Annotated in this window: 12 protein-coding genes; 9 read left to right on the plus strand and 3 right to left on the minus strand. The window is 42.8% G+C overall.

Annotated features, from left to right (window positions below):
• The first annotated feature begins 314 nt into the window (after positions 1 to 314).
• The 4 genes from J2Y37_RS11760 to J2Y37_RS11775 all read left to right on the plus strand — a co-directional run bounded on the left by J2Y37_RS11760 (position 315) and on the right by J2Y37_RS11775 (position 2,904).
• Positions 315 to 1,106, plus strand: coding sequence for a dihydrodipicolinate reductase C-terminal domain-containing protein (locus J2Y37_RS11760; protein ID WP_004668005.1), 792 nt, complete (start codon positions 315 to 317; stop codon positions 1,104 to 1,106).
• Between the two features lie 132 nt (positions 1,107 to 1,238).
• On the plus strand, positions 1,239 to 1,904 hold the full coding sequence (locus J2Y37_RS11765; RefSeq protein WP_349032934.1) for a pseudouridine synthase: 666 nt from the start codon (positions 1,239 to 1,241) through the stop codon (positions 1,902 to 1,904).
• A 19-nt stretch (positions 1,905 to 1,923) separates the two neighbouring features.
• Positions 1,924 to 2,409, plus strand: a complete 486-nt coding sequence (locus J2Y37_RS11770) for a GNAT family N-acetyltransferase (protein WP_349032935.1) — start codon at positions 1,924 to 1,926, stop codon at positions 2,407 to 2,409.
• Positions 2,410 to 2,535: 126 nt separating this feature from the next.
• Positions 2,536 to 2,904 (plus strand): ribonuclease E inhibitor RraB, encoded by a 369-nt coding sequence (locus tag J2Y37_RS11775; RefSeq protein WP_349032936.1) that lies wholly within the window; start codon positions 2,536 to 2,538, stop codon positions 2,902 to 2,904.
• A 50-nt stretch (positions 2,905 to 2,954) separates the two neighbouring features.
• On the opposite strand, the gene J2Y37_RS11780 is transcribed toward J2Y37_RS11775, so the two are convergent.
• Positions 2,955 to 5,045 carry a TonB-dependent siderophore receptor gene (locus tag J2Y37_RS11780; RefSeq protein ID WP_349032937.1) on the minus strand — a complete coding sequence of 697 codons (2,091 nt, stop codon included), beginning with the start codon at positions 5,043 to 5,045 and terminating at the stop codon, positions 2,955 to 2,957.
• A 79-nt stretch (positions 5,046 to 5,124) separates the two neighbouring features.
• Between J2Y37_RS11780 and J2Y37_RS11785 the strand changes: the two genes are divergently transcribed.
• Positions 5,125 to 6,273, plus strand: a complete 1,149-nt coding sequence (locus J2Y37_RS11785; protein ID WP_349032938.1) for a heparan-alpha-glucosaminide N-acetyltransferase domain-containing protein — start codon at positions 5,125 to 5,127, stop codon at positions 6,271 to 6,273.
• 77 nt (positions 6,274 to 6,350) lie between these two features.
• Here J2Y37_RS11785 and J2Y37_RS11790 read toward each other — a convergent pair whose 3' ends face one another.
• Positions 6,351 to 6,821, minus strand: a complete 471-nt coding sequence (locus J2Y37_RS11790; protein ID WP_349032939.1) for an Lrp/AsnC ligand binding domain-containing protein — start codon at positions 6,819 to 6,821, stop codon at positions 6,351 to 6,353.
• Positions 6,822 to 6,958: 137 nt separating this feature from the next.
• On the opposite strand from J2Y37_RS11790, the gene J2Y37_RS11795 reads away from it, so the two are divergent.
• From J2Y37_RS11795 to J2Y37_RS11810, 4 genes are all read left to right on the plus strand, one after another.
• On the plus strand, positions 6,959 to 8,215 hold the full coding sequence (locus J2Y37_RS11795) for a D-amino acid dehydrogenase (protein ID WP_349032940.1): 1,257 nt from the start codon (positions 6,959 to 6,961) through the stop codon (positions 8,213 to 8,215).
• A gap of 24 nt (positions 8,216 to 8,239) precedes the next feature.
• Positions 8,240 to 9,343 carry an alanine racemase gene (gene alr / locus J2Y37_RS11800; protein ID WP_349032941.1) on the plus strand — a complete coding sequence of 368 codons (1,104 nt, stop codon included), beginning with the start codon at positions 8,240 to 8,242 and terminating at the stop codon, positions 9,341 to 9,343.
• A 26-nt stretch (positions 9,344 to 9,369) separates the two neighbouring features.
• Positions 9,370 to 9,729, plus strand: coding sequence for a RidA family protein (locus J2Y37_RS11805; protein ID WP_349032942.1), 360 nt, complete (start codon positions 9,370 to 9,372; stop codon positions 9,727 to 9,729).
• A 190-nt stretch (positions 9,730 to 9,919) separates the two neighbouring features.
• Positions 9,920 to 11,353, plus strand: a complete 1,434-nt coding sequence (locus J2Y37_RS11810) for an amino acid permease (RefSeq protein WP_349032943.1) — start codon at positions 9,920 to 9,922, stop codon at positions 11,351 to 11,353.
• Between the two features lie 73 nt (positions 11,354 to 11,426).
• Here J2Y37_RS11810 and J2Y37_RS11815 read toward each other — a convergent pair whose 3' ends face one another.
• The gene (locus J2Y37_RS11815; protein ID WP_004668017.1) at positions 11,427 to 12,308 is read right to left on the minus strand and encodes a LysR family transcriptional regulator; all 882 of its coding nucleotides are present in this window, start codon (positions 12,306 to 12,308) and stop codon (positions 11,427 to 11,429) included.
• Between the last annotated feature and the right edge of the window lie 145 nt (positions 12,309 to 12,453).

Consider the following 12,453-nt stretch of genomic DNA (forward strand, 5'->3'; position numbering starts at 1 on the left):
TCACTTTTCCTCGCTGCAAAGTTCCCCATCCTCCTCAATGACCATATCTAAGTGATTGATTGTCAATAATTTGCCGTTGACTAAACATCATGTGACATTTTAATAAATTAAATATTTTCAATCATTTAGCTCTCATTGTCTCAGTTTAAATGAAGGTACATTGATTGACAGGCTTATGTTGAGTTGTTAGTTTGGGCCTAACTTTGGCAGGCTGGAGATTTTTTACACTATTTATTTATGAGATGGCTCGCATCTGATAGATCTTTATAGGGGGGATAGTTGGAAGCCCCTAAGTGCAGAAAAGGACAATTAAAATGAAAGTGGGTATCATGGGCTTTGGTAAAACAGGCCGTGCAGTTGCATCCGTATTATTAGAGTCAAAAAAGACCAGTTTACAATGGGTTATTCGTCAGTCTAAACAGCTTGAGCACCGATCTGTTCCTGAATTTTTAGGGGTTGAGGCAGATGATCCAGGCATTATCCATTCAAAAGATGAGTATTCTATCGTTGAACTTCTCGATCGCTATCCAGTTGATGTGATTGTCGATTTTTCCTCAGAGCAAGGCTTAGATTATTACGCTGAAGAAGCGGCAAAAAGAGGCATTACCATTGTCAGTGCCGTGTCCCAGTATCCCGATGCTCGCATCAATCAGCTCCATCAGTTGGCTGAAAGCACCTGTGTCTTACATTCCCCAAATATCACCATCGGGATCAACTTCCTGATTCTTGCCGCCAAGATTTTAAAAAATATCGCCCCTTATACCGATATTGATGTCATTGAAGAACACTTTAAAGCCAAATCTGAGGTGTCAGGCACAGCCAAAGTGATCACACGTGAGTTAGGGCTGTCTGAAGACACGATTAAATCAGTACGGGCTGGTGGGATTGTGGGGGTGCATGAAATCTTATTTGGTTTTCCATTTCAAACCGTTCGACTCAAACATGAGTCAATTACCCGTGAAGCGTTTGGTAATGGCATCTTATTTGCCATCGAAAACCTAAAAGATAAGCCTAAAGGTTTTTATAGTATGGAAGCGCTGTTATTGCCATTTTTTAAGTTGGATGAGTCCGATAGCAGTATGCACATACAGCCAACGCGTTCTTGAGCAGAGCATTAGCTGAGCTTGTTTCACGTGGAACACCTTCTATTATCATTGTGACCCCGCCAAAATGCTTTTGCCGAATGACGGGAATTTCTTTATGATTTGCGCTGATATTTGCTAGCCCACTGCGACCTTATGCCTCTAAATGACAACTTTGTTTATATGCCACCGCAAGATCCGTTAGAAATCTTGTATGAAGATGAAGACTTGGTGGTGGTGAATAAACCTGCGGGGCTATTGTCGGTGATGGGGCGTTTACCTGAACATCAAGATAGTGCCTATTTGCGTGTTTTGGAAAAATATCCGACCGCCAAAGTCACCCATCGTCTGGATATGGCGACTTCTGGTTTGTTGATGTTTGCCAAGCATCGTGATGCCGAAGTTGCAGTCAGTAAAATGTTTCAGGCGCGTAGTGTGAAAAAACACTATGTGGCTTTGGTGCAGGGGCAGATTCAGGCTGAGGGCAGTGTCGAGGTTCCATTGATTACCGATTGGGAAAATCGTCCGCGTCAGATGGTGCATTTTGAAATAGGTAAGGCTGCCAAAACCTTATTTCAATCGTTGCACTATGATGCAGAAACGGATCAAAGCCGTGTGCGTTTAGAGCCTGTGACAGGACGTTCGCATCAACTTCGGGTTCATATGATGCATATTGGTCATCCAATTATGGGGGATAAACTCTATCATCCTGAACCTGCCAAGTTTCATTTAAAACGGATGGCTTTGCATGCCGCTTATCTGGCTTTTCAACATCCCTTTAATAAGCAGAATACTGAGATTCATGCTGAGGTAAAATTCTAAAAAATAAAAGGGTGAGACGATGGTTTCAATTCAGCATACATCGTGGGTCGCATTATCCGCACAACAACAAGTACAATTAAAGTTGTTGTTATTGGAAGCTGATCCCAATTGGGCACAAATCTCGACTTATCTAGAACAAGCAAATATCTTTCTGATTGTTGATGAGCAGAATCATATCATTGCGCAACTGTGTCTAACTCAAAATGACCGTGAGGCAGAGATTCGAAATCTGGCAGTAGATCAAAGGATGCAAGGGCAAGGTTTGGCGAAGGCTTTAATTCAATTTGCGATTGAATATGTCGCGCCATTGGCAGTGCAAACTTTATGGGTGAAAACAGGGAATTCGAGTCTAAATCAACTCGGACTGTATCAGAAATGCGGTTTTCGCATATCGCGTATCGAGCGTGATGCCTTTAAAAACTATCCTGAACCTATTTTTGAAAATGGCATTCGGTGTCTTGATCAAGTGATTCTTTCAATCGAATTTAATCACCTTTCACGATAATTCACAGCGATGATTTGGCTCAAGTTCTGGCTACAATAATTATATTAATGCGTCTAAAAACTGACATAAAAATGGTTTAATCTATAGCCAAACAATCAAGTCAAATACATAACAAAGGATATTCTTATGACACGCGACCATGAACAATTTCCCGATGACGACAACGGCAATGTGCTGTGGCAAATGTTTGAAGATGGCAACGACCTGAGCGAACCCCATGAGGTGGAGTTTTCGATTGTTTTTGAGAAACAAGAACAAATTGAAAAATGTGCTTTGCATCTTTTACATCAAGAGCAAAAAATCTCAATGTTTCAAGAAGAATTGCACTCAGACGGTTCGGACATGTGGGTGCTGAATATTCATGTCAATATGATGCTTGAACATGAAGATATTGTAGATTTGGAAGAGTGGATGACCCGTATCGCCCAAGAGTTTGAGGGTGAGTATGATGGTTGGGGCTGTATGAGTTACATCTATGATGAAGAAGATGAATAAGCAGGGATAAAGCGTGACTCAGCCCTTGGTGGAGGGCTGAGTCATCGTGTTTAAAACTTGAATTGTGCCGATACTGAGGCATTCAAAGGTTCACCTGGCTGAACCCATAAATCACTATAACTCGAAACATAATAGGTTTTATCAAACAGATTATTCAGGTTGAATTGATAGCGTAAGCGATCAGACGGTGCGTAATAGGCATTTAAATTAACCAGTGTGTAGCTTGGCAGATTAAAACCATTATCAAGATTATGACCACTACGCTCACCGACATAGGTGAGGTTGGCTCCTACACCTGCTGTTCTCGCATCTTGTTGTAAAAATTCATAATTGGTACTGATAGAGCCTTGGTGTTTAGGCACATTGCTGAGGCGTGCCCCTTTTGCTAAGTCTTGGTCTTTTTCGATCTTGGCATCGGTATAGCTATAGTTGGCATTGAGTGACCAGCGATCCGTGAATTGACTGTTGAGATCCAATTCAATACCTTGGCTGCTGACTTCACCCGCAGCGGTTTGAAAACCATTGTCGATCGGATCTGTGGTTAGTACGTTCTGCTTTTGCATTTTGAATAATGCGAGACTAAGCAAGCTGTGGTCATTGATCTTATATTTACTGCCGATTTCATAGCTTTGACCTTTTTCAGGAGCAAAGTTTTCGCCATTGCGATCCATACCACTGTTCATCGCAAATGAGCGCCCATAATTACTATAAAACGACCATTGATCCGATGCTTTGAAATTGACACCGACGCGTGGACTGGCTTGGTTAAGACTTTGCTTGTGTTGAGTTTGGCTCAGATGATTTTCAAAGTTTTGTTCGACTCGATCAAAGCGAGTACCGACTAAGACGCTCCATTGATCATTGAAGAACATCTGATCTTGTAGGTTGAGAGCAAAATACCGTTGTCGCTCATCGGTATCTGTAAATGGCGCTAAGCTTGGTGTGTACTGTCCATAACTTGGCTGATAAATATCAATGATATTGGGGCGGTCAGCACTATGATTGCGACGTAATTGATATTGACGATAGTCCAATTGTCCCAATTCTGTTGAAACAACAACTTCATGACGTGCCCATGTGCTGTCTAATTTTACCAGCAGTTCGGTTTGTGCCAGTACATCTTCGCTTTGATAATCACGATAACGACGTTGGCGTTCCAATGTTCGAGCATCGGCTTGCATACGCCGAGGTTCAGTTGAGAAACCAACCATTTGCGCATCTTTATAACTGAGTGCACTGTTGAGTTTCCATGCATCATTAAATTCATGGCTTAAACGCAATTGATAAAAATGGTCTTTGACGCGCATATCGCCATCACTGGGTTCACCAGTGAAGGTTTTTGGATTCATCACAAACTGTTTCTGAACAGTACTGATGCCGCGGTCAAAGGTGCCCAAATGTTGGGTAAATTCACTATCAAAATCGAGTTGGGTTTGGTCTGAAATTTTCCAAGTCAGTTGTGGTGAAAAGAACCAACGTTCGCTACTGACATGATTACGGAAGCTTTGATTGTCTTCATGAGCAACAGCAAAACGATAAGCCAGCGCATCATTGATTGGCGCAGTGTGTTCGAGGCTGATGCGGTATTGCTCTTGGCTATTGGCACGAAGATTAATTTCGCTCTCGCTTTGCCACTGTGGTTTTTTACTATTGATATTGAGTAGCCCGCCTGTTTCTCCACGTCCATACAGTGCAGCCATCGGTCCTTTTAGAAAATCCAGTGATTCGATATTGACCATATCTTTGGGTGCGCTCACCCCACGATTCACGCTTAAACCATTACGAATGGTTGCAGCACCGAGATTGGGATCGCTACTAAAACCACGAAAGGAATAATTATCCCAAAATCCACCGCCATAGTTATTTTGATGAAACACACCACTGACCAAGGTTAAGGCATCGTCAATGCGTTGCACATCTTGTTGCTCGATCACTTGTTGAGAAATGAATGACCGGTTAAAGGGGATATCGAGGACATCGTGGGAGAATTTGCTTGCGCTACTGTTTTGCTGGATATCCTGTTGAGATGTATCCGCTTGAATACGGATGGTTTCAAGTACCGTGGTCGGGTCATCTGCCCATGTTGTTGTAGAGAAAAGACCAAGCCCCAAGCAAGACCAAAATCCAAGTGTGCGTTGCATAAATCATCAACCAAAGAAAGACAAAAGGAGTATTTTGTAATAGTATAACATTACATTAATTTTTAAATCTTTTTTTGTTATGTCCTTAGTGAAAACGAGCCAACGGTTACAGTCGATTGACGCATTGCGAGGTTTGGTTATTCTGATCATGTTGCTCGATCATGTCAGAGAAACTTTCTATCTGCATAAACAAGTACCAGATCCAATGGATGTATCTGCGACTGAACCCGCTTTATTTGGCAGTCGAATATTGGCACATCTTTGTGCGCCTATTTTTGTGCTGTTAACGGGTATTTCAGCTTTTTTGTTTTATTCCAAAACCCAAAGTTTGCATGAGACACGTGCCTTTTTACTGAAGCGAGGTTTATTTCTGATTTTTCTGGAACTGACTTTGGTGAATTTTGCTTGGACTGCAACATTCCCACCTGACGTGATTTATTTACAAGTGATTTGGGCGATCGGAATCAGTATGGTGGTCTTGGCGGCTTGTATTCGTTTGCCTTTACCTGTGATGGTCCTGAGCGGCTTGATTATTATTTTTGGGCATAACCTATTGGACGCGGTTCATTTCTCCGAAGGAACTGCAATGCAGACATTGTGGCTGGTTTTGCATGAGCGTGGTTGGATCGAGTTTGCAGGAATCAAATTACGTACTTCATATCCTATTTTACCGTGGATTGGGGTGATTTTATTGGGCTATGTCTTGGGACATTTCTTTAGTCAAAAATATACGGCTCAACAGAGAAATCAGTATTTATTGGGCATCGGCTTGATCAGTCTCGGATTGTTTATTTTACTGCGTTTGATCAATATCTATGGCGATCAACCTTGGCAGCATTTTGATAGTTTACAACTCAGTATCATGAGCTTTTTTAATCTGACTAAATATCCGCCGTCATTACTGTTTATTTTATGGAATGTTGGCGTGGGATTGATTCTGCTTGTGGCTTTCGATCGTTGGCAGCAACAAAAGTGGTTTAAACCTTTGGTGGTGTTCGGTTCAGTGCCGATGTTCTTTTATTTACTGCATTTGTATGTGCTGAAGTTACTCTATGTACTTGCGGTAAGTATTTGGGGTGTCAATCAAGGCGCTTATCTTTCGGTTGCGCATGTATGGATGCTGTGGCTGATTTCGATTGGGTTGTCTTTTGCGCTTTATCCTGTGGTGAAGTGGTTTTCAACATTCAAACATCAGAATAAACACATCGCGATTTTAAAATATTTTTAATTGCCTCGGTTTGCATAAGCATAGCGTGTCCGATTGGATACGCTTTGTATCAGGGCTGTCGTAAACGACTGTGAACGTCAGCTCCTACTCATATCTAAATATAAAGATTCTTTTACTTCCTCCATCACCACATAACTATGTGAGGATGCAGATGCGGGTAGTTTTTTTAATAAGTCACCCAATAAGCGTCGATAAGCACTCATTTCTTTGAGTCGTGCTTTGACTAAATAATCAAATTCACCTGAGATTAAATGACATTCTAATACTTCAGGAATATCGACCAGATCTCTCGCGACCTGATCAAATACATCACCTGATTTGGCAGACAGCTTAATTTCTAAAAATACCAATAAGCTGCGATCCACATACGCAGGGTTGAGCCGAGCGTAATAGCCAATGATCACACCTTCACGCTCCAATCGTTTCACACGTTCTGAGCAGGGCGTGGTCGATAAATTGACACGTGAGGCCAGCTCACTAATTGCAATACGACCTTCACGCTGCAAAATCTCTAAAATCAGGCGATCAATACGATCTAATGTACGCATAGATTATTTCCTTTTATTTTAATTTTTTCATGACAAATCGATTAAATTACCTAGATTATAAGCCTAAAAACAGTCAAAAAAACTATTGATACGAAAATATACTAGTTAAATAAACTAGTGGGCGAGAGGGACCTATTATGCGCGTTATCGTTTTAGGAAGTGGTGTTATTGGTGTTGCAAGTGCTTACTACCTTGCGCAACAAGGTGCTCAAGTGACTGTACTTGATCGTCAGTCTGGCCCTGCCCAAGAAACGAGTTTTGGTAATGCAGGACAAATCTCGCCGGGTTACTCAACACCGTGGGCTGCACCCGGTATTCCATTTAAAGCAGTGAAGTGGATGTTCCAACATCATGCACCGCTTGCAATAAGTGTGGACGGTAGTATGTGGCAGCTACAGTGGATGGCACAAATGCTAAAAAACTGTAATCCACAAAGTTATGCGGTCAACAAAGAACGCATGATGCGTGTGGCTGAATATAGCCGTGACTGTTTACGTGACCTCAGAGCGCAAACTGGTATTCATTATGAAAATCGTTCTAAGGGCACGCTACAAGTGTTTCGCAATGAGGCACAACTTGAAGCGGTACAACGTGATATTCAAGTGTTAAAAGAATGTGGTGTGGACTTCAATTTGCTCAATGCTGAACAACTGGGCAGTGTTGAGCCTGCATTAGCGCATAGCGATAAACTGGTGGGTGGTTTGCATTTGCCGAATGATGAAACAGGCGATTGCTACCTCTTTACCAATGCTTTGGCAAAAATCGCCCAAGACTTGGGTGTTGAATTCAAATTTGATCAAAATGTGGAAAAACTGATTGTTGAAAGCGATCAGATCAAAGGCGTGATGGTGAACGGTGAAATCCTGACCGCAGACCGATTTGTGCTGGCCTTTGGTAGTTATTCACGTGACTTCCTGAAACCACTTGAACTGAATTTACCTGTTTATCCAGTGAAAGGTTATTCACTCACTGTGCCGATTGTTGATCCTAGCCTTGCGCCACAATCAACTGTATTGGATGAAACCTATAAAGTTGCGCTGACGCGTTTTGATCAACGGATTCGTGTCGGTGGTATGGCGGAGTTAAGCGGTTTTAATCTGGGCTTGAATGAAGACCGTCGTGGCACTTTAGAAATGGTGACACGAGATCTATTCCCCGGTGGAGATTTAGAACAGGCATCATTCTGGACAGGTTTACGTCCGATGACCCCAGACAGTACTCCGATCATTGGTGCGACCAAATATAAGAACCTATTTTTGAATACAGGACATGGCACGCTAGGTTGGACCATGGCTTGTGGTTCAGGCAAGTTGATCAGTGATTTGGTCATGAATCATCGTACCGAGATTAGTACCGATGGTTTGTCGATTCAGCGTTATTCACACGCGGCATAAGTTGAGTTTACAAGGAAGTTAATCATGCCTCGTCCAATTACTGCGGTGATTCACAACCAAGCTTTACGCCAAAATCTTGAGCGTGTTCGACAATCTGTGCCGAATAGCAAGGTCTTTGCTGTGGTGAAAGCCAATGCTTATGGACATGGGATTGAACGTGTCTATGACGCTTTTAAAACAGCGGATGGTTTTGCCTTACTCGATATTGATGAAGCCAAACGTCTACGCGCATTGGGTTGGTCAGGACCGATTCTGTTGCTTGAAGGCATTTTTTCACCCCAAGACTTGTTTGACTGCGCGCAATATCAACTCAGTTTCACGGTGCATAGTGAGCAACAAGTGGAGTGGTTACAACAACATATCTATCCTGCGCAGTTCGATATTTTCCTAAAAATGAACAGTGGGATGAATCGTTTAGGCTTCAATCCACAACAATATCGTCAAGTTTGGCGACATCTTCAGCATCTCAGCACTGTCGCCAAAATCACCCATATGATGCATTTTTCTGATGCGGATGGAGAGCGATTCGGCCAAGTCGGGGTGGATTATCAACTGACCGAATTCGAGAGCAATATTCAAGATTTGCCCGGTGAAAGATCGGTCAGCAATAGTGCTGCCATTCTCAGATACGCCACCCAACTGCAATCTGATTATGTCCGTGCTGGCATTATGCTTTACGGCAGTTCGCCTGATTATCCAAAAAACACGATTCAAGATTGGGGACTCGCCCCAAGCATGAGTCTACGCAGTGAAATTATTGCAATACAACAATTAAATGCCCATCAAAGCGTCGGTTATGGCTCTAGTTTTGTCGCAGAACAGCCGATGAGCATAGGCATCGTCGCCTGTGGTTATGCCGATGGATATCAACGTATTTCGCCGACAGGCACACCTATTTTAGTAAATGGCATTCGTACCCGAACCATTGGCCGAGTCAGCATGGATATGTTGGCGGTGGATTTAACGCCCATCCCAAATGCTGTGATTGGCAGTGAAGTTGTGCTTTGGGGGACCTCAAAAACAGGAAGTATTTTACCCATTGATGATGTTGCAGCAGCCTCTGGCACCGTCGGTTATGAACTGATGTGTGGCGTAACTGCCCGTGTCACATTTATCAATCAAGACTAATATCTAACAAGACGAAGGAAATCATCATGTCACATTCTGATATTCAGAAAATCAACTCAACTGAAGTCATGAGTGCAGTCACTGTTTTTAACAAGGTGGTGTATTTATCAGGACAAGTGCCTAAAAATCCAGACCTCGATATTGAAGGACAAACGCGAGATATTCTGGCGATGATTGAGCAGCTCTTGGCTTCGGCAAATACCGATAAATCACGTTTATTGTCGGTCCAACTGTTTCTAAAAGATCTCTCAGATTTTCCAACGGTCAATGCGATCTATGTCGATTGGTTAAAAGATTGTGTCACACCGTCGCGTGCCACGATTCAAGCCGATTTGGTCAATCCGAACTGGCTGATTGAGATTGCAGTGATTGCAGCACAAAAATAAAGCAAACAGTGATCGTTTTGCTTAAATAATATTAAAAAAGATGAAAAGTAACGTATTTATTGTAGATAAAACAGCAGCAGATGCGTATTTTCTTGCAATGAATATGCGCCAGCCATTTTAACAGAGCGTGAATCAACGCAACAGAATAAAAAGGCTGGCTCATACAGGAATAAGAAAAAGGGAACTTTTTATGACGGTTACGCAACAGCATTCAGAAGATCAACACGCACCGAACGATTTACAACGCAAGCTTTCCAATCGTCATTTACAAATGATTGCCATTGGTGGTGCGATTGGCACTGGACTATTTATGGGTTCAGGCAAAACCATTTCTCTGGCAGGTCCCTCGATTCTCTTTATTTACATCATCATCGGGACGATGTTCTTTTTTCTGATGCGTGGACTTGGTGAGTTATTGCTTGCCAATTTACAGTATAAATCTTTCGTAGATATGGCACATGATCTGATTGGACCATGGGCAGGGTATTACATCGGTTGGACCTATTGGCTCGGTTGGGTGCTGGTTGGGATAGCAGATCTAGCTGCGGTGATCAATTATCTGGGTTTCTGGCTGCCAGATGGAGTGTCATTTACACCGATGGGGCAAGCCTTGATTAGTGCGGGTTGTGTGCTGTTTGTACTGGGTCTTAATTTGCTGACAGTACGCTTGTTTGGTGAGATCGAATTTTGGTTTGCCTTGATTAAGATCCTCGCGATTATCGGCTTGATTGGTGTCGGCGGTTATATGATTTTTAGTCATTTCCAAGCGCCAGAAGGTGCTGTGGCATCGTTAAGCAATGTCTGGTCACATGGTGGCATGTTCCCGAAAGGTTTGGATGGCTTTTTAGCAGGGTTCCAAATTGCGGTGTTTGCCTTTGTTGGGGTGGAGCTGGTTGGAACCACTGCGGCTGAAACCAAAGATCCGCATAAGAATCTCCCGAAAGCGATTAATGCGATTCCGATTCGGATTATCTTGTTCTATGTCTTGGCATTGTTGGTGGTGATGGCGGTCACGCCTTGGGACAGTATTCGTGCGGATAAAAGTCCATTTGTTGAGTTGTTCATGAATGCAGGGATCGTCACCTCTGCGATTATTATGAATTTAGTAGTGCTGTCTTCGGTGATGTCATCCATGAACAGTGGCGTGTTTTCGACCAGTCGGATGTTGTTTGGTTTATCTAAAGATGGTCAAGCGCCTGCGGCATTAGGGCGATTGTCGAAAAAAGCCGTACCTGCCAATGGCTTATTTTTCTCTTGTGTTTTTATTATGGGCGGGGCAGTGCTACAGTACTTTGTACCGAATACGCTAGAAGCCTTTACTTTGGCGAGCGCACTGTGTGTGATTTTATTTATCAGTGTTTGGAGCCTGATTATGGTGTGCTATATCCGCTACCGTAAGTTACGCCCTGAGTTACACTTGCAATCGAATTTTAAAATGCCGGGTGGGGTCTGGATGTCTTATCTAGTGATTGCATTCTTGCTGTTTGCCTTGGTGATTTTGGCACTTGAACCAGATACTTTAAAAGCACTCTATGTCAGTCCAGTTTGGTTGCTGATTTTAGCTGTGACCTATCAGTTCGTGTACAAACCACGGATGCGAAAACTGCAACGTGAGTTGGCATAATCTAGGTATCAAACGATAGCTAAAAGAGCTGATCCTAAAGGATTCGCTCTTTTTTTATCTGCCATTTAAATCGTTAATCAATGAGCAAATGTTGATATTGATCAGCTTGTTTACGCAAATAATCCCAAACCAGTTTAATCCGTGGTTCATGTTGTAAATCGACAAAGGTCAGCATCCAGAAGGTATGGTTAAAGCGAACCTGTTGCTCTAAAACTTCTTCAAGCTCAGCTTTGTCGTCTGCCAAAAATTTGGGTAAAATCGCCAACCCTGCACCTGCACTCACCGCAATCTGTTGCGCCAAAATACTGCTGCTGCGAAAGTTCGCATTCAGTTTTAAGGGTAAGCGTTCTAGGCAATACAATTCAGGGCTATACACCAGATCATCAATGTAATTCACAAAACGATGTTGGGTTAAATCCTCCAGCCGACGGATCGGTGGGTTTTGCGACAGATAATTTTTGCTGCCATAAATTTTTAAACAGTAATCTGACAAGCGCGTGATGATATAAGGGCCAGAGGTCGGGCGCTCAATCGATACCACGATATCGGCTTCACGATGTGAAAGCTTGATCATTTTGGGAACGGGGATCAGGTCGATGGTCAGTAACGGATATCGAATCGAAAACTCTGCCAATAAACGTGCAAGAAATGCCGTACCAAAGCCTTCAGGTGTGCCAATTCGCACACGACCTTGCAAGGGCTGATGTGGTTTTTCGATTTGTAAGAATGCTTGTTCCATTTGTTCAACCTGAGGAACAAGTGCCAGTCCCTCGAAGGTCAGTTCATATCCAGTGGCTTCACGTTTAAAGAGTGTGGTGCCTAAAGCCTGTTCCAAAGCCTGAATACGCCGTGCCACGGTACTGTGTTCGACACCAATGATACGTGCAGCACTGGTCAAGGTCTTGGTCCGTGCCAGAACCAAAAAAAATTGCAGATGATCCCAATCCACTTTCATTGTTATTGTATCCCTTGTGCATATTTGCACACCAATCGTGCATTAATTTGCATTGGTGGTCAAAGATTTGTTTGTTAGTCTCAACCAATGGTTAAAAAAAGAAAATACGACGAATCGCTATTTTCGAACATCTGAACACAATAAA

Source organism: Acinetobacter sp. 3657 (genome assembly GCF_031456775.1).
GTDB lineage: Bacteria > Pseudomonadota > Gammaproteobacteria > Pseudomonadales > Moraxellaceae > Acinetobacter.

Bases quoted from the DNA above. Each gene is read 5' to 3' on its own strand.
- J2Y37_RS11760 (WP_004668005.1), top strand. From the start codon at position 315: ATGAAAGTGGGTATCATGGGCTTTGGTAAAACAGGCCGTGCAGTTGCA.
- J2Y37_RS11765 (WP_349032934.1), top strand. From the start codon at position 1,239: ATGCCTCTAAATGACAACTTTGTTTATATGCCACCGCAAGATCCGTTA.
- J2Y37_RS11770 (WP_349032935.1), top strand. From the start codon at position 1,924: ATGGTTTCAATTCAGCATACATCGTGGGTCGCATTATCCGCACAACAA.
- J2Y37_RS11775 (WP_349032936.1), top strand. From the start codon at position 2,536: ATGACACGCGACCATGAACAATTTCCCGATGACGACAACGGCAATGTG.
- J2Y37_RS11780 (WP_349032937.1), bottom strand. From the start codon at position 5,045: ATGCAACGCACACTTGGATTTTGGTCTTGCTTGGGGCTTGGTCTTTTC.
- J2Y37_RS11785 (WP_349032938.1), top strand. From the start codon at position 5,125: ATGTCCTTAGTGAAAACGAGCCAACGGTTACAGTCGATTGACGCATTG.
- J2Y37_RS11790 (WP_349032939.1), bottom strand. From the start codon at position 6,821: ATGCGTACATTAGATCGTATTGATCGCCTGATTTTAGAGATTTTGCAG.
- J2Y37_RS11795 (WP_349032940.1), top strand. From the start codon at position 6,959: ATGCGCGTTATCGTTTTAGGAAGTGGTGTTATTGGTGTTGCAAGTGCT.
- alr (WP_349032941.1), top strand. From the start codon at position 8,240: ATGCCTCGTCCAATTACTGCGGTGATTCACAACCAAGCTTTACGCCAA.
- J2Y37_RS11805 (WP_349032942.1), top strand. From the start codon at position 9,370: ATGTCACATTCTGATATTCAGAAAATCAACTCAACTGAAGTCATGAGT.
- J2Y37_RS11810 (WP_349032943.1), top strand. From the start codon at position 9,920: ATGACGGTTACGCAACAGCATTCAGAAGATCAACACGCACCGAACGAT.
- J2Y37_RS11815 (WP_004668017.1), bottom strand. From the start codon at position 12,308: ATGAAAGTGGATTGGGATCATCTGCAATTTTTTTTGGTTCTGGCACGG.